This window comes from Pigmentiphaga sp. NML030171 (assembly GCF_002188635.1).
GTDB classification, from domain to species: domain Bacteria; phylum Pseudomonadota; class Gammaproteobacteria; order Burkholderiales; family Burkholderiaceae_B; genus Pigmentiphaga; species Pigmentiphaga daeguensis.
Genome location: NZ_NINX01000019.1, coordinates 22,337 through 39,210, shown reverse-complemented (window position 1 = coordinate 39,210; position 16,874 = coordinate 22,337). Strand labels below are relative to the sequence as shown.

Genomic DNA, 16,874 nt, shown 5'->3' with positions numbered 1-16,874 from the left:
TTCATTCTCCGTTGGGGGCCAGCGCCCCCTCCAATTCGCGGGCCGGGGCTTCCGCGCCCAGGTAGGCCTGCTGCACGGCGGGGTCCGCCGCGAGATCGGCGGCATTGCCTTGCAGCACCACGTGGCCGTGCTGCAGCACATAGGCCCGGTCGGCCAGCTCCAGCGCGATGCGGGCGTTCTGTTCCACCAGCAGGATGGTCTGGCCGGACGCCTTCCAGCGGAACAGCACCTCGTAGACCGCATCGACGAATTTCGGCGACAGGCCCATCGACGGCTCGTCGATGCAGACCAGGCGCCCGCGCCGCAGCCACGCCCGGCCCAGGGCCAGCATCTGCTGTTCCCCGCCCGACAGCGTGCCGGCCAGCTGGCCCCGGCGCTCGGCCAGGCGCGGGAAGGCCTGGAACACCTCGTCGAGGTCGGCGGCCACGGCGGACTTGTCGTGGCGCCGCGGGTAGGCCCCCAGCAGCAGGTTTTCGCGCACCGTCATGTCCGGAAACACACGGCGCCCCTCGGGTACGCTGGCCACGCCCAGCCCGATGACCTCGGCGGGCGCCAGGCCCTGGATCTCGCGGCCGTCCAGCAGGACGCGTCCGTTGGACGGGCGGGCCAGGCCCAGCACCGACTTGAGGGTCGTGGACTTGCCCGACGCGTTGCCGCCCAGCACGGAGACCACTTCTCCGGCCTGGACACGCAGGCTGACGCCGAACAGGGCCTGGACGGCGCCGTAGTGCACGTCGACCGCGTCCAGTTGCAGCAGGGGGGAGGAAGAGGGCAGCTCAGCCAAGATGGGCATCCGAGTTGACCGGCCGCCTGCGCGCGCGGCCGAGGTAGGCTTCGACGACTTCGGGATGGTCCAGCGCCTCGGCCGGGGTGCCGGTGGCCAGTATCCGCCCCTGATTGAGGACGATGGCCTGGTCGGCGATGCGCCGGACCAGGGACAGCTTGTGCTCGACGACCAGGATGCCGAGCTGCGGCTGTTCCGCGCGCAGCGCGAGCAACAGATCGGTGAGTTCGGCGGTTTCGCTGGGGTTCATGCCGGCGGCCGGTTCGTCGAACAGCACGAAGCGCGGCCGGGCAGCCAGCACGCGCGCCAGTTCCAGGCGCCGGCGGTTCGCGTACGAAAGACTGTAGGCCGGCTGGTCGCGCCGCGGCCAGAGCCGTTCGCCGAAGCGTTGCAGGGCCGCGCGGGCGCGTTCCTCTGCCTCGGCCCGGCGGCGGCGCCAGACGGGCAGGCCGAGCAGTTCGCCGGCGATCTCAGTCAGCGGATCGACCAGCCGCGCGGACCCCGCGCGGCCGAGCAGCCCGGCCTGGGTGCCCAGCATCACGCTGTCCCATACGCTCAGGGCGGGGAACACGCGCGAGGTCTGGAAGCTGCGGCCCAGGCCCAGCCGGGCGATGTGCTCGGGGGCCAGTCCGTCGATGCGGCGGCCATCCAGGAAGACATGTCCCGACGAAGGTTTCTCGACTCCGCTCAGCAACTGGATCAGGGTCGACTTGCCGGCGCCGTTGGGGCCCACCAGCGCCACGGTCTGGCCCGGGGCGACGGCGAAGCTGACATCGTCCACCGCCTTGACGCCGCGGAAATGGCGGCTCAGGCGCTCCACCCGCAGTCCTCGTTGTTCATCGCGAGTCGTCATATCAGTCGTTCATGGCAAAGAGGAGTCCGTTGCGACGCGTGTTTCGATCGAGGACACAGCGGATCCGGCTTTGCCGGTCCGCCAGTGCCGCCCCCTTGAGGGGGCGCGCGTAGCGCGTAGGGGGTGGGTTTCATCTTGCTCCGAGGAGGCCATGCGGACGCAGGCGCAGCATGATCAGCAGCGCCAGGCCGTAGGCGACCATGCGCCATTCGGCGAAGGGCCGCAGCAGTTCCGGCAGCAGGGTCAGCGCGAAGCCGGCCAGCGCCGCGCCGGTCAGGTTGCCCAGCCCCCCCAGCACCGCGATGGTCAACAGCAGGATGGAGGCGCTGACGGTGAAGCTCTCGGGGCTGACCACGCTCTGCACGTAGGCGAACAGGCCGCCCGCCAGGCCCGCCAGCAGGCCGGAACACGCGAAGCCCACGAGCAGGTAGCGGCGCACCGGCAGTCCGGCGGTATGCGCCGCCAGCCGGTCCTCGCGTATGCCGCGCCAGGCCCGGCCCACGCCGGAGTCCAATAGGCGCTGCGCCAGGAACAGGGCGATCCCGGCCACGGCCGCGACCAGCCAGAACTTGCCGGCCAGGCTCGGCAGCGGCAGTCCGCCCAGCAGCGCCAGCCTGGGCGCCGGGATGCCGATGAACCCCATGGGGCCGCGCGTGACGTCCAGCCAGCTCATGAACACCAGATAGCCGATCTGCCCGACGGCCAGCGTGCCCAGCGCGGCCGTGTGGCCGCTGAGCTTGAGCAGCGGCAGGGCAGCCACCACCGCCACACAGGCGGTGGCCGCGGCGGCGCCGATCAGCGCGGCCTCGGCCGGCCAGCCGGCATTGCGGGCCAGCAGCCCGACCGCGTAGGCGCCCACGCCGTAGAAGGCCGTATGTCCGATGGACAGCACGCCCAGCGCCCCGGAGACCAGCGTGACGCTGGCCACCAGCAGGGCGAAGATCATGGCGTAGACCACGGCCTGCAGAAAATAGGCGTTCTGCGTGAGCGCCGGCAGCAGCGCCAGCACGGCTGCTGCCGCCAGGAAGCCCCAGGGCGGGAGTTCCCAGGCGCGCACGGCGCCGCGCTGGCTGGAGAACGAGGCCAGCACGCTGGTGGTCGGCATGGCGCCCGCCGCGCCGCTGGCGCCGCCCAGCGCGTCCAGGCGACGGTCGCCCAGCAGCCCGTGCGGCCGGAACACCAGGAAGACCAGCACCAGGCAGAACGCCACCAGGTCGCGCGATCCTTCGCCGACGTAGGCGCTGGCCAGCGTCTCGACCACGCCCAGCAGCAGGCCGCCCAGCACCGCTCCCGGCGTGCTGGTAAGCCCGCCCAGCAGCGCCGCGGCGAAGCCCTTCAGGCCGAAGGGCAGCCCCATCTGCGGGAATACGCTCTTGAAATACAGCGCGACCAGCACGCCGCTCAAGGCGCCCAGGGCGCCAGCCAGGGCGAAGGCCAGTTGCCGCACGCTGCCGGTGCGCACGCCCAGTTGTGCCGCCGCGTCGCGATCCTGCGCGGTGGCGCGCAGCGCGCGGCCCCACCACGAGCGCGACAGGAACAGCGTCAGGGCCAGCGTGGCCAGCGCGCCGAAGCCGAAGATCAGCAGGTCGGTGCTGGTGATGTAGGCGTTGCCGAAGTAGTAGGTGGCTTCGTCGAACGACACCGGGAAGGACTGGCTCTCGGGAGACCAGATGATCTCGGCCAGTTGTTCGATGATGAGGCTGATCGCCAGCGTGGACAGCACCGGGGCGATGTACGGCGCGTTCTCCAGCGGCCGCAGCGCCACCCGTTCGAGCAGCATGCCCAGCAGCGCGACGATCAGCACCGAACCGGTGGCCGCGACCGGCAGCGGCAGTTGCAGCACGGCCACGCCGGTGAAGGCGATGAAGGCGCCCAGCATGAACAGCGCGCCCTGCGCGAAATTGATGAGATTGGAGACGCCGAACACCAGCGAGAAGCCGAGCGCGATCAGGGCGTAGACCTGGCCGATGGCCAGGCCGTTCAGAATCTGGCTGGCGAATAATTCGAGCATGGGAATGAGTGCGGTGGCCGGAAAAGGCTGCGCCGGCCGCGCCGTGAGGCGGGCCGGCGGCAGGCGCTGAAGGAAATTACTTGTTCAGTTGGAATTCGCCGTTGCGTATCACCAGGAAAGTGGGCGCCTTGCGGACGTTGCCGTTCTCGTACTTGGTCACGCCGGTGACGCCCTCGTAGGCGGGGCCGCCCGCCAGTTCGTCGCGCACGCTCTGCCCGGTCAGCGGCTTGCCCGATTGCACGACGCGGCGGATGGCGGCCACGCCCACGCCGGCTGCGTCGTAGGCCAGCGCGGCGAACTGGTCGGGCGTACGGTTGTACTTGGCGCGGTAGGCGTCGACGAAGGCCTTCTTGGACGGATCGCCGGCGAAGAAGATGCTGTGGACGACCACGCCCTCGGCGGCCTTGCCCGCCAGTTCGATGAACTTGGGCGAGGTCAGCGGCACGCCGCCGCCCACCGGAATGTCGACGCCGGCTTGGCGCAGCTGCTGGATGAAGATCGAGGCTTCCTGGTAGGGCAGGGCCAGGAAGACGCCGTCGGGCTTGAGCGACTTGATCTTGCTGACCAGCGGCCGGAAGTCCCGGGCGTTGGGCATCACGGCCTCGGTCAGCAGCACCTTGCCGCCGTCCTTCTCGATGGCGGCCGAGGTGGCCTTGACGGTGAACAGGCCCCAGTCGTCCTGCGAGTACGGGATGACGATGCGGTTGGCCTTGAGCTGCTTGTGGATGGTGTCGGCGTTGTACTGGGCCAGCACGTCGTCGGTATTGTTCTGCCGGAACTGATACGGGCTCTGCTTGCTGAAGTCCGGGTGCGACGAGGTGGGGCTGATCTGCGCGATCTTCGCCTCGGTGAAGATGGGCGCCGCCGCCAGCGACGCCGTGGTCGACCAGGAACCGATGGCCAGCACCACGCCGGGCGTGGCCACGATCTTGCGCGCCACGGTGGCGGCTTCCTGCGGCGAATTGCGGTCGTCCTCGACCACCAGCCTGATCGGGCGGCCATTGATGCCGCCGTCGGCATTGACCTTGTCCAGATAGAGCTCGATGGCGTTCTTGAAGCTCGCGCCGTATTCGGCGAAGTTGCCGGACAAGTGGGTGAACAGGCCGACGGTGATCGGCGGTTCCGCGGCCAGGGCGGGGGCGGACAACAGGCCGGAGGCAGCGGTGGCCGCCAGCAGGCGGCGGAAGGGGAGTCGCGTCGGCACGTCGGTTCTCGGGTCGATGGTGGAGGAACGGCTCCGCGGCGGCGCGAAGGCCGGCGGGGCTGTGGATGGAGGTAAACGTTATGCTTTCGTCAATAAAACATCAACGTATTGTTACTAATAAGCTTATATCGCCGGGACCGTATCCAGCAGTCCCGCGCGCCAGGCCAGCCAGGCCAGCGCGACCAGGGCCAGGACGATGGCCAGGCCCCAGGCCTTGCCGTGCCGCTCGGCGAAGGGATCGCGCAGGTTGCGTCCCGCGTCCGGCGGGATGCGCGCCATGCGGGAGAGCGAGCCGCCCAGCTTGACGTTGATCTTCATGCGGCCATTGATGGCCCAGCCGCTGGCGTCCAGCAGCGGGCCCAGGCTGCGCTGGCGCAGCTTGAGCCAGGCGATGAGCACGCTGGGGCCGGAGATGCTCAGGACGATGCCCAGCAGCGCCACCGGTATCCACCAGCCCAGGTCCACGAACTTGGTGAAGACCGCCACCAGGACCGTGCTGATGCTGCCGAGCGCGACGCCCAGCGCGGCCACGGTGCCCACGTCGACCTTGCCCGGCGTGGCTGGCCGTGCCGTCCCGTCCTTCCTGTCGGCGGTGACCAGGTTGGCCGCGAGCGAGCCCAGCTTGCCCTGCGCCGCCTCGTCGCTGGCGGCGGCGCGCCTGGCGACCTGTTCCTCGATCATGCGTACGAACTTCTTGTACGGAGAGAAGAAGGCCTGCGCGATGCTGGTGGGGTTCTCGATGATCTTGACGATGGTGGCGTCCCAGTCGCGGCCCTGGCGGTCGTAGAACACGCCGTTGCGGCCGACGAAAAGAAAGTCCACGTCGCCGGCCGTGACCGCCGCGACGATGGTGATTTTCTCCGCCTGGCGGCGGCAATCGCAGTAGACGAGGTAGGCCTTGGCCAGGCCAGCCAGGGCCGCATGGCGGGCCGCGTCCTCGACGCGCACCGTCAGCTCGCAGCTGCGCGCGTCCAGGTACAGGGTGCCGGCCTGGAAGATCGCGCCTTCGCGGCGGTAGAAGTCCTTGAACGAGACGAAGTTGTCGAGCAGGTGCGCGAGGTCGCGCTGGAAGCGCAGCAGTTTTTCCAGATCGCCCATGCGCGTGGTGCGCGGCTCGATCTTCTCGTCGGCGTCGAGCAGGGATTTGACCGCTGCTTCGGTGCCGTCCTCCAGCATGGCCATGAGGTCGGCCACGGCCACGGCGTCGAGCCGTGTCTGCGGCTTGGCGGCCAGCCAGTTCCGGGCCGGTTCCAGCCGCGCCATCAACTGCCGCCACGCCGGCTCCGGCAGGGTGTCGAGCGGCGTGCCCAGCAGGGGTTCCGCGGCACGGGTACGGAAGGTCTCGAGTGCCTGCGCCCAGGCGGGATTGACGCCGTCGCGCAGCGGCAGCGGACGATCGGCCGCGATGGCCGCCAGCGGCAGGCGGGCGATGTGATCCGAACCCAGGGTCAGCGCCTCGTCGTACAGCTTGCGGTATTCCTCCTGCGAGGGGTTCAGTGCGGAAGCCGCCCGGCGGTCGTAGCCCGCCAGGCGGCAGCGCGCGTAATAGTCCTCGATCTTGGCCTGTACCGCGTTCACGGCCTGGATCGCCGCAGGGGTGTCGTCGCCCAGCGGCACGACGGAGCGGTCTCCCGACACCTTGTCGCGCCATTGGCGGATCGCCGCGGCCTCGGCGAAGAAGGCGTCGGCGCGCGCCCGGTCCGTGCCAGGCTTGCCGTCCAGCCCCTCTACGCCGCCATGGGTCTCCATGATGCGGCGGATCGCGGCGCGGACCGCGGGCGCTTCCGCCGTGTCTTCCGTGATGACGCCATCGCCGTTGAAGCGCATGGCCGCGAGCAGGCGACTGCGATCGGCGACGTCGGCCAGGCCGATGGTATCGCCCGGCTTGCCCAGCAATTGCAGGATGTGGCGGGCTTCCTCGGCCAGTTGTATGCCTGCTTCGCCGTTGGACAGGGCGTCCAGCGCCAGCGTGTCGCCGCCTTGCAGCAGCCGGTCCGGATCACGCAGCCGCTCGCATGTCCACCGGCACGCGGCCAGCAGTTCGGGGGGGCGGATGCGGCCGTCCGCATCGGTATCGATCAGGTCGAGGGTGCGGGGGTCGAACTCGATGCCGCGCGTGGGGCAGGCCAGCGCCACCCATAATTTCTGATCCAGCTGATCGAGATGGCATACATCGGCGCCCGAGCGGATCGATACCTGATCGACGCCGCCCGCGCGGAAGAATTGCCAGGCATGTTCCATTGACGGCCGGCTCCGGGACGAGTCATGCGGGATGGTGCCGCGCCCTCCCGCATTTTTCGTGCCTCGGCGTGAGTCAAGGCATGGAGCAGGCCTTTCGTGCCGGCCCTACAGCAGCGACTGGCCGTATTCCAGCACCTGGTCGCAGACCTTTTCGGTGATCTGCTGCTTGAGCCCGCCGCCTCCCAGCTCCATCTTCTGCCCGCTGTTGCCGCCCAGGATGCCGCTCAGTCCCTCGCGATAGCCGGGATCGGACTGGGCCTGCTGTTCGCCGCCCAGCTTGCCCAGCAGCTTGTCCTTGACGGACGACGCGCCGCCGCCGAGATAATTGTTCTTCGCGCAATAGGTCAGGATGCCCGTGATGTTGCCGGTGCCGACCGAACCCAGCGAGGGCATGGACGCGCCGCCCAGGCCGCCCAGCAGCGATCCTCCGCCGCCCGACGATTGCTGGCCGCCGCCGCCCAGCGCGCCCTTGACGGAATCCAGAAGCTGGGCCTGGGCGGCGGTGGAGGCTCCCAGGAACAGGCCCAGGGCGATGGCGGCAAGACGGGGGGCAGCGGTCGACATGTTTGATCTCCTTGACGGCTTGGATGGTCCGGTGAAGGGCCGGGGCCGCTCGCCGGATGCTGCTCAAGCGTATACCAGGTTGGCGACGCGAACCAATGGCCGATACCGCTGCTGACAACGGGTTGCCGATCACGATCCTGACAAGCGGCTGACATGCCGCATTTCCGGGATCCAGCCTCGTGCTCTACACTCGTCGGGCCCGACCGGGCCACCTCTTACGCAACGGATTCCGCATCGTGTCTTCCGCCGTATCACGTTCCTCGCGCCCCCTCGTCATTGCCTCGGTGATGGCCTCCATGTTCATGATCGCCATCGAGGCCACCATCGTGGCGACCGCCATGCCGCAGATAGCCGGGGACTTGGGCGGACTGAAGCTGTACAGCTGGGTGTTCGCGTCCTTCCTCCTGACCCAGACCGCGATGACCGTGGTGTTCGGCAAGCTTTCCGACATCTATGGCCGCAAGCCGATGATGCTGGCCGGCATCGCCGCGTTCCTGCTGGGCTCGATACTGGCGGGCTTCGCATGGTCCATGCCCTCGATGATCGTCTTCCGGCTCATCCAGGGCATAGGGGCGGGCGCGATACAGCCGGTGGGCATGACCATCGTGGCCGACCTGTATCCGGTGCGCGAGCGCGGCAAGGTCCAGGGATACCTGGCCAGCGTATGGGCGATTTCCGGCGTGCTGGGCCCCATGCTGGGGGCGCTCATCATCCACCAGTTCTCGTGGGCCTGGATCTTCTGGATGAACGTGCCGCTGGGCCTCCTGGCCACGGCGGGCTTCGTGTTCTTCCTGCATGAACAGCGTGAGCGGCGGCCGATGTCCATCGACGTGACCGGCGCCGCGCTGTTCACGGCCACCGTGGCGGCACTGATGATCGCCCTGACCGACGCCGGCGACGGCCAGGCCTCGCGCGCGTGGATGGCGGCCGGCGCCTTCGTCGTCTGCCTGGTCCTGTTCGTGCTGCAGGAGCGGCGCGCCGAGCATCCCGTGGTGTCCTTCGCCTTGTGGAGCCGGCGTCCGGTGGCGGCGGCGAACGTGGCGATGCTGCTGGGAAGCATGGTGATCATGGGGCTGACGACCTTCCTGCCCATGTACGTGCAGAGCGTGCAGCACCGCACGCCGGTGGTGGCGGGGCTGGCGCTGACCATGATCATGGTGGGCTGGCCGCTGGGGTCCACCGTGGCGGCCAAGGCGTTTCCCCGCTACGGCCTGCGCCCCATGCTGCTCCTGGGCAGCATACTGGTGCCGATCGGGGCCTGCGCATTCCTGCTGCTGTCGCCGGACAATTCGCCGGTGCTGGCGGGAGCGGGCTCGCTGATCGTGGGCCTGGGCATGGGCTTCATGGGCGTTTGCTCGCTGGTGCTGATCCAGGAGATCGTGGACGTGTCCGACCGCGGCAGCGCGACCGCCTCCAACATCTTCGCGCGCAACCTGGGCAGCACCCTGGGAGCGACCGCGCTGGGCGCGGTGTTCAACTTCGGACTGGCCCGGGCCACCAGCGATGCGCCCATCTCCTCGGAGCAGCTCAAGCGCGCGCTGGAATCCGCCGGCGCCAATCCCGTCATCCAGGCCGCCATGCAGGACTCCCTGCACATGACGTTCTGGGCGGTGCTGGTCATCTCGTTGCTGGTCATGGCCGCCACGGTCTGGATACCGCCCACTACCGTGGGACGCGCGAGCCGTCCCGCCGCCAAGATGTAAGCGTCGGCATCGCGGCCGGCGGCCCGCATCGGCGCCGGGGGCGTCGGAAGGTGCCGGCCCCAGACCCTGGTGCGGCGGCACCCCGGGGCTCGTCCATGGCAAGGATGACGGCCGCGCGGGGCGTGGATGTTACGGCCTGTGAGGCCCGTGGCGCTTTCTCGCATACATACGGCAACCCGGCGCCCGGCCTGGTTTTGGCAGGATGGTGGCACCAGGAACCCCATTTGGAGATTGCCATGAAACGAAGCTATGTCCCCGCCGTGGGCGCCTGCCTGATCGCGATGGCGTCGGCCGCGATGGCGCAGGCCCCGCAGCAGGCGCCCGCGCCGGATCCCGCGCAGGGCGCGATGCCCACGCAGCCCCAGCCCGCGGCCAATGTGTCGGACGATCAACTGCGCAAGTTCGTGAGCGCCGCGCAGAAGGTGGCCATGATTTCGCAGGAGTACACGCCGCGGCTCAACGCCGCGACGGACGCCGCGTCGCAGCAGCAGGTGCACAAGGAGGCCGATGACAAGATGGTCGACGCCGTGCACCGCGAAGGCCTGACGGTGGACGAGTTCAACGGCATCGGCCAGGCCGTCGAGCAGAATCCCAGCCTGGCCCAGCGCGCCCGCGACATGGCCAAGTAAGGCATCGCGGGCGCATGCCCGCGATGTTCGCGCGCGATCAGCCGAACAGCTTGTTGGCGGTGCGGGCCACCAGTTCGCCCTGGAAGCGCGCGCCGGCGAGGTCTGCCGCCGAGGGCTGGCGCGAGCCGTCGCCTCCCGCGATGGTGGTCGCGCCGTAGGGCGCGCCTCCCACGATCTCGGTCAGGGTCATCTGGCCCTGGTAGCTGTACGGCAGGCCCACCACCACCATGCCGAAATGCAGCAGGTTGGTGATGATGGAGAACAATGTCGTCTCCTGGCCGCCATGCTGCGTGGCGGTGGAGGTGAACGCGGCCCCCACCTTGCCGTTCAGCGCTCCGCGCGCCCACAGGCCGCCGGTCTGGTCCAGGAAGGCCGCCATCTGCGAGGACATGCGCCCGTAGCGCGTGCCGGTGCCGATGACGATGGCGTCGTAGTGCTCGAGATCGGCCACCGTGGCCACGGGAGCCGCCTGGTCCAGCTTGAAGTGGGCATTCTTGGCGACGTCGGGCGGCACGGTTTCCGGCACGCGCTTGATGTCCACCTGGGCGCCCGCGCTGCGCGCGCCCTCGGCGACGGCCTCGGCCATTTTCTCGATGTGGCCGTATGACGAGTAATAGAGAACCAGGACCTTGCTCATGGAACCTCCTTGGACGCGGCGTGGGCGATCCAGGTATTCATCCCATACGCCCGGCCGGCGCGCAAGCGGAAGATGTGTAATGAAGTGTTGCGCCTTCTCAGGGCTTGAAGGCGCCGATGAAGATGGCGGGGTCCACCCGCGCGTCGTTCAGGCTGACGTTCCAGTGCAAGTGGGGACCGGTGGCGCGGCCGGTCGATCCGACTCGTCCGACTTGCTCGCCGCGCGCCACTTCCTGGCCCACGCGCACCCCGATCTCGGACAGATGGCAGAACATGCTGATGAAGCCCTGGCCATGGTCCACGAATACCGTCCTGCCATTGAAGAAGTAGTCGCCCACCAGGACCACGCGTCCCGCGGCGGGAGCCTTGACCGGCGTGCCCGCGGGCACGGCGAAGTCCAGGCCGGAATGGGGGTTGCGGGGTTCGCCGTTGAAGAAGCGTTGCAGGCCGAAGGGGCTGGAAAGCCGGCCGCCGGCAACGGGGCGGTCCAGCATGACGTTGCTGGGGCCCTGGGGGCGGAAGGCGCGGTAGGCGGCCAGTTGTTCGGCGGTTTCCTTCTCGATGCGCGCGAGGTCGGCCGGGTCCGGGTTGACCTGGCGCTTGTTCTTGAGCTTGATGTGCTGGGCGACGTAGGTCTTGCTGCCCACCTGGAAATCCAGCGTGCGCGTTCCCGCTTCCTCCTGCACCGCCAGCCGTTGCGTGCCCGGCCTGGTGCCGAGCGGTATGCCGACGACGGCGATCCACTGCCCGCCGTCGTCGCGCAGCACCATCGTCCTGCGGCCCAGATAGGTGGCCACGGGGGCGGCGGGGCCGTCCCCCAGCGGAATCACGGCCACGCCGCCGGGCACGGGCTTGTTCAGAAGACGGGTGATGAAGCTTTCGGCATGGGCGGGCAAGGCGGCGCACAGGGCGGCCGTCCACAGCAGGCAACGGGCAAGCATGGCGGGCATGGGAAGGGCGGGAGAAGACATCGCCCCAAGCGTACAGGCTGCCGCCGTTTCTCCGCAAACGCGCCTCAATCGCCGTCGAGTTCTCGGTAGTGGCGGAAGATGCCGTCACCCCAGGGCAGGCGCCGTCCACTGCCCAGGTAGGCCTGGAGTTCCGGCAGGCCGCCGACGCGCGCGTGCAGCGCCATCACCCGTGGATGGTCGCGCGCCAGGGTCGTCATGCGCCGGGGGAACGCATACAGCAGGCCATCGACCAGGTGATAGAGCGACAGGTCGGCATAGGTCCAGCGGCCGCCGCCGCCGATCCAGTCGCCACGGCGGGCCAGCACGCGTTCGAAGTAGCCCAGGAACTTGGGCATGCGCTGGGCGCGGAAATCGCTGGCGCGCCGCAGCGCTTCCGCCTTCTGCTCCTCGTAATACAGGCCGGAGGCGATGGGGTGATGGACGTCATGGGCCTCGGCCACCATGTCGGCGATGGTCAGCTGGATCTGGTTGATCCACAGCCGGCCCGCCAGGTCGCTCGGCGCGAGGCCGTGGCGTTCTCCCAGGAAGAGCAGGATGTTGGCCGTTTGCGAGATCGTCATGTCTCCTGCGACCAGGTACGGCGGTGCGAAGGGAGGGCTGTCGCGGTCGGCGCGCATGTCGGCCACCAGGTCCGAAGCATCGACGCCCGGCTCGCGCGCGCATTCCCGGTAGGGGATTCCGCCGGCTTCCAGCGCCAGGCGGACGAACTCGCCGCGTCCGGGTATGCCGTTCCAGTACCAGAACTCGTAGGTCATGCGGGCTCCTTCGTGTCTTGCGCCTGGAACTCCAGGCAGATCTTGCCGAAATGGGCGTGCGCGGCCTCGTGGCGGAAGGCGTCGGCGATCTTCTCGAGGGGGAAGCGACGGTCGATCACGGGATGCAGGCCGATGGCCTCCAGGGCGCGCACCATCTCCTGCTGCTGCCGGCGGCTGCCCACGATCAGGCCTTGCAGGCGAGCCTGCTTGGCCATCAGCGCGGCCGTGGGAATCTCGCCGCTGCCGCCGGTCAGCACGCCGATCAGCGAGATGTGGCCCGCCACGCGCACCGCCTTGATGGATTGCGCCAGCGTACCCGGGCCGCCGACCTCGATGACGTGGTCCACGCCGCCTCCGGTAAGCTTGCGCACCGTGTCGCCCCACTGCGGATCGTCGCGGTAGTTGATGACGTGGTCGGCGCCGAGCGCGCGGGCGCGCGCCAGCTTCTCGTCCGACGACGAGGTGATGATGACGGACGCGCCCATGGCCTTGGCCAGTTGCAGCGCGAAGATCGAGACGCCGCCCGTGCCCAGCGCCAGCACCGTGTCGCCCGCCTTGAGCCGGCCGTCGCCGACCAGCGCGCGCCAGGCGGTCAGTCCGGCCGTGGTCAGCGTGGCCGATTCGGCGTGGTCCAGATGGCGGGGAGCGTGCGTGAACCAGGTCGCCGGGCGGACGATGGCCTCGCGCGCATAGCCGTCCACGCCGTCGCCGGGAACCGTGGAGAAATTGCCCACCCGCGCCTCGCCGTCCAGCCAGTGCGGGAAGAAAGTGGACACCACGTGGTCGCCTTCCGCGAACTCCTCGACCCCCGGGCCCACCTCCTCGACCACGCCGGCGCCGTCCGCCATCGGAATGCGGCCGAAGTAGCGCTCGTCCGTGCGCAGGGCGACGAGGTAGTCGTGGTAGTTCAGGGAACTCGCGTGCAGGCGCACGCGGATCTCCCCGGCCGCCGGGGATCCGGGGTCGGGCAGGTCGACGAACTGGAGATGGTCGAGCCCGCCTGGGGCTCCGAGCACAACGGCTTTCATGAGGGACTCTCCTGGGCAGGATGGATGTGGCGCGTGTTCGTATAAAATAACGCCGGGTGTCCTCGCTGTATACGCGGGGGCAGGTTCTGGGCACCGGTCGGGCCGCCGGTGCGGGATTCTTGGATGATCCAGATGAACCGACACGCCCCTCGCCGGCCCGTTCCGCGCGCCCAGGATCTTGCCGCTCGAGCCCTGCTCGCGGTGGAAAGATTTCTTCACATCGAAGCCGTCAGCGGCATCGTGCTGCTGGCGGCCGCCGCCACCGCCCTGGTCTGGGCCAATTCCTCCTACGCCTCCGTCTACCACGCGCTGTGGCATGCGCCGCTGACTTTCGGCCTGGGCAGCCACGTCGTCTCGCAGTCGCTGCATTTCTGGATCAACGACGCGTTGATGACGGTGTTCTTCCTCGTGGTCGGGATGGAGATACGGCGCGAGATCCACGAGGGCGCGCTGGCCAGCCTGGCCCAGGCGGCGCTGCCGCTGGCGGCCGCCCTGGGCGGCGTGGCGGTGCCCGCGCTGATCTATCTTGCGTTCAACGGCCAGGCGCCGCAAAGCCAGGGCTGGGCCGTGCCCACCGCCACCGACATCGCGTTCGCGGTCGGCGTGCTGGCGCTGCTGGGCCGGTCCATTCCCGCCAGCGTGCGCATCTTCCTGCTGGCGCTGGCGATCATCGACGACATCGTCGCGGTGCTGATCATCGCAATGTTCTATTCCGGCGGGCTGGACCTCAGCGGATTGCTCGTGGCCGCCGTGGGCATCGTGATGGTGCTGGCCCTGCAACGGATGGGCGTGGGGACCGCCTACGCCTACGTGTTGCCCGGCGCGGTGCTGTGGATCGGCCTGTTGCAGACGGGCGCGCATCCCACACTGGCGGGGGTCGTGCTGGGGCTGATGACGCCGGTGCTGCCCGCGCCGCGCCACGAGCATCCGCTGGACATCGTGCGCCGCGCGGCGGATTTCCTGGTGCGCGAGGGCGCCGCCGATACCGGTGGCACGGCGGCGCAGGCGCGGCGGCTGCGATGGGCGCAGCGCGAGCTGGTCGCGCCCGTGACGCGCGTGCAGATGGCCCTGCATCCGTGGGTGGCCTATGTCGTCATGCCCCTGTTCGCCCTGGCCAACGCCGGCGTCACGCTGGACGGCGTGGACCTGTCGGTGTCCTCGTCGCAGGCCGTCATGCTGGGCGTGGCGGCGGCGCTGGTGATCGGCAAGCCGCTGGGCGTCGTCGCTGCCAGCTGGATCGCGGTCCGTCTGGGATGGTGCAGGTTGCCTGCCGGCGCGACATGGGGCGGGGTCGTGCTGGTAGGCTTGCTGGCGGGCATAGGCTTCACGATGTCCATCTTCATCGCCAATCTGGCGTTCGGCGACGAAAGTCTGCTGGGGGCGGCGAAGCTGGGCGTGCTGACGGCATCGGCCGTGGCGGCCACGGCGGGGCTGGCGTGGGGCGCCGTGCTGGCGGCCAGGCAACGGCACAAGGCGGGGCCGCAGGGTGAGGGCGCATCCTGAACCCGGTGGCATGTCAGGTCTCGAAGTCCACCAGTTCGTCGCCGTCGTTCACCGCGTCGCCCACCGCGAAGCGGAAGGCCTTCACCCGCCCGTCCGACGGGGCGCCGATCGTGTGTTCCATCTTCATGGCTTCAAGCACCAGCAGCGGCGTGCCGGCGGTTACCCGTGCGCCGGGTGGCACCAGATGCGCAGCCATCCGGCCCGGCATGGGCGCGGTCAGGGCGCCGCCGGTGTCTGCTCCTTGCTTCCAGGCCAGTAGCGGATCGACCCGTGTGAACGTCCATGCCGAGCCGTCGCAATACACGATGCGGTGGGCCCCGTCCCGGTAGACGTCCGCCCGCAGCGTGCGATCGGGCAGGGCCGCTTCCAGTCGCGGATCTTCCCCGCGCACGCAGACGGAGACCGTCGAGCCGTCCAGCACGGCGATCATTCCTCCGGGCCCGGGCTTGACCGAGACTTCGCGGCGATCGCCGCCGCACGCGAACAGGAATGCCGTGGCGGCGTCGCCATTCAGGCGCCAGCCGTCCGCGCGCCACGGCGAACCGGCCGGCGTCGTGCCGGCGACGTGCCGCATTTCGGCCAGCGCGGCCAGTAGCCACGCTTCCCGGGGCGGCGGTTCGTCGGGCCCGAACAGGCGATCGTGTTCGCGTTCGATCAGGCCGGTGTCCAGGTCCGCCTGTTCGAACGAGGGCGTGGCGACCAGCCGCGACAGGAAGGCGAGATTGGTGGGCAGGCCCACGATGCGGCAGGCGGACAAGGCCTGCCGCATGCGGGCCAGTGCCTCGCGCCGATCGGCGCCATGGACGACGAGCTTGGCGATCATCGGATCGTAGTGCGGGGAGATGGTGTCGCCTTCGTCGACGCCCGCGTCCAGGCGCAGCCAGGGGGCCGCGGGAGGCGGCACGAAGCGCCGCAGCCGCCCCGCCGCGGGCAGGAAGCCTTGATGGGGATCCTCGGCGTAAAGACGCGCTTCCAGCGCATGGCCGGACGGGGCCGTCGGCCGGCGGTCCCGCGGCAGCGGTTCGCCGCTTGCCACGCGCAACTGCCATTCGACCAGGTCGAGCCCGGTGATCATTTCCGTGACCGGATGCTCGACCTGCAGCCGCGTGTTCATTTCCATGAAATAAAAGGCGCCCCCGGGATCGACGATGAACTCCACCGTGCCGGCGCCCACGTAGCCCACGGCGCGCGCGGCGTCGATGGCGGCCCGGCCCATGGCCTCGCGACGCGCGGCGGTCATGCCCGGCGCGGGCGCCTCTTCCAGTACCTTCTGGTGGCGGCGCTGGACCGAGCAGTCGCGCTCGAACAGATGGACCATGTTGCCGTGGCGATCGCCGAAGACCTGGATCTCGATGTGGCGCGGGCGCAGGACGTAGCGTTCGACCAGCATGCGATCGTCGCCGAAGGCCCCCACGGCCTCGCGCTTGCAGGCGGCCAGCGCCGCATCGAAGTCCTCGGCCCGGTCCACGCGGCGCATGCCCTTGCCGCCGCCGCCCGCGCTGGCCTTGATCAGCACCGGATAGCCGATGCGGGCGGCCTCGCGGGCCAGCAGCGCGGGATCCTGGTCGTCGCCGTGATAGCCGGGGGTAAGCGGCACGCCCGCCCTTTCCATCAGGGCCTTGGCGGCGGACTTGGAGCCCATCGCGCGGATCGCGCCGGCGGGCGGCCCGATGAAGACCAGGCCCGCGCGTTCGCAGGCCTCGGCGAACGCCGCGTTCTCGGACAGGAAGCCGTAGCCCGGATGGACGGCCTGCGCGCCGCTGGCCAGCGCGGCCTCGACCAGCGCGTCCGCGCGCAGGTAGGAGTCGCGCGCCGGGGCGGGGCCGATGCGCCGGGCCGCGTCGGCTTGCCGGACGTGCCGCGCGCCGGCATCCGCGTCCGAGTACACCGCGACGGTCGCCACGCCCATCCGCCGGGCCGTGGCCATGATCCGGCAGGCGATTTCTCCGCGATTGGCGATCAGGATCTTGTCGAACACGATGGGGCTTTCCT

Annotated in this window: 14 protein-coding genes; 3 read left to right on the top strand and 11 right to left on the bottom strand. The window is 69.6% G+C overall.

The features are described 5' to 3' along the window. Position 1: 1 nt before the first annotated feature. The 6 genes from CDO46_RS04985 to CDO46_RS04960 all read right to left on the bottom strand — a co-directional run bounded on the left by CDO46_RS04985 (position 2) and on the right by CDO46_RS04960 (position 7,657). On the bottom strand, positions 2-793 hold the full coding sequence (locus tag CDO46_RS04985) for an ABC transporter ATP-binding protein (protein WP_207958592.1): 792 nt from the start codon (positions 791-793) through the stop codon (positions 2-4). Further along, positions 777-1,637, bottom strand: coding sequence for an ABC transporter ATP-binding protein (locus tag CDO46_RS04980; protein ID WP_087837461.1), 861 nt, complete (start codon positions 1,635-1,637; stop codon positions 777-779). The genes CDO46_RS04985 and CDO46_RS04980 overlap by 17 nt, the downstream gene beginning before the upstream one ends. 130 nt (positions 1,638-1,767) lie before the next feature. Then, positions 1,768-3,648: an ABC transporter permease gene (locus CDO46_RS04975; protein WP_087837460.1), complete on the bottom strand. Its 1,881-nt coding sequence runs from the start codon at positions 3,646-3,648 to the stop codon at positions 1,768-1,770. 76 nt (positions 3,649-3,724) lie between these two features. Beyond that, positions 3,725-4,852 (bottom strand): ABC transporter substrate-binding protein, encoded by a 1,128-nt coding sequence (locus tag CDO46_RS04970; protein ID WP_165963054.1) that lies wholly within the window; start codon positions 4,850-4,852, stop codon positions 3,725-3,727. Between the two features lie 123 nt (positions 4,853-4,975). Next, positions 4,976-7,093 carry a hypothetical protein gene (locus CDO46_RS04965; RefSeq protein WP_087837458.1) on the bottom strand — a complete coding sequence of 706 codons (2,118 nt, stop codon included), beginning with the start codon at positions 7,091-7,093 and terminating at the stop codon, positions 4,976-4,978. A 105-nt stretch (positions 7,094-7,198) separates the two neighbouring features. After that, positions 7,199-7,657 carry a DUF2501 domain-containing protein gene (locus tag CDO46_RS04960; protein WP_087837457.1) on the bottom strand — a complete coding sequence of 153 codons (459 nt, stop codon included), beginning with the start codon at positions 7,655-7,657 and terminating at the stop codon, positions 7,199-7,201. A gap of 287 nt (positions 7,658-7,944) precedes the next feature. Between CDO46_RS04960 and CDO46_RS04955 the strand changes: the two genes are divergently transcribed. Both CDO46_RS04955 and CDO46_RS04950 read left to right on the top strand, forming a co-directional pair. Further along, the gene (locus CDO46_RS04955) at positions 7,945-9,360 is read left to right on the top strand and encodes an MDR family MFS transporter (RefSeq protein WP_087837456.1); all 1,416 of its coding nucleotides are present in this window, start codon (positions 7,945-7,947) and stop codon (positions 9,358-9,360) included. Between the two features lie 236 nt (positions 9,361-9,596). Further along, positions 9,597-9,989 carry a DUF4168 domain-containing protein gene (locus tag CDO46_RS04950; protein ID WP_087837455.1) on the top strand — a complete coding sequence of 131 codons (393 nt, stop codon included), beginning with the start codon at positions 9,597-9,599 and terminating at the stop codon, positions 9,987-9,989. Positions 9,990-10,026: 37 nt separating this feature from the next. On the opposite strand, the gene wrbA is transcribed toward CDO46_RS04950, so the two are convergent. The 4 genes from wrbA to CDO46_RS04930 all read right to left on the bottom strand — a co-directional run bounded on the left by wrbA (position 10,027) and on the right by CDO46_RS04930 (position 13,379). Continuing rightward, a complete protein-coding gene (wrbA, locus tag CDO46_RS04945) occupies positions 10,027-10,626 on the bottom strand; it encodes an NAD(P)H:quinone oxidoreductase (protein ID WP_087837454.1) in 600 nt (199 codons plus the stop codon). 97 nt (positions 10,627-10,723) lie between these two features. After that, complete coding sequence (locus CDO46_RS04940) at positions 10,724-11,596, bottom strand: peptidoglycan DD-metalloendopeptidase family protein (protein WP_243724411.1); 873 nt, start codon at positions 11,594-11,596, stop codon at positions 10,724-10,726. A 44-nt stretch (positions 11,597-11,640) separates the two neighbouring features. Next, the gene (locus CDO46_RS04935) at positions 11,641-12,351 is read right to left on the bottom strand and encodes a glutathione S-transferase (protein WP_087837453.1); all 711 of its coding nucleotides are present in this window, start codon (positions 12,349-12,351) and stop codon (positions 11,641-11,643) included. Beyond that, a complete protein-coding gene (locus CDO46_RS04930; protein WP_087837452.1) occupies positions 12,348-13,379 on the bottom strand; it encodes an NAD(P)-dependent alcohol dehydrogenase in 1,032 nt (343 codons plus the stop codon). The genes CDO46_RS04935 and CDO46_RS04930 overlap by 4 nt, the downstream gene beginning before the upstream one ends. Before the next feature lie 132 nt (positions 13,380-13,511). Between CDO46_RS04930 and nhaA the strand changes: the two genes are divergently transcribed. Further along, complete coding sequence (gene nhaA / locus CDO46_RS04925; protein WP_087837501.1) at positions 13,512-14,882, top strand: Na+/H+ antiporter NhaA; 1,371 nt, start codon at positions 13,512-13,514, stop codon at positions 14,880-14,882. Between the two features lie 13 nt (positions 14,883-14,895). On the opposite strand, the gene CDO46_RS04920 is transcribed toward nhaA, so the two are convergent. Beyond that, positions 14,896-16,860, bottom strand: coding sequence for an acetyl/propionyl/methylcrotonyl-CoA carboxylase subunit alpha (locus CDO46_RS04920; protein ID WP_087837451.1), 1,965 nt, complete (start codon positions 16,858-16,860; stop codon positions 14,896-14,898). Positions 16,861-16,874: the final 14 nt, after the last annotated feature.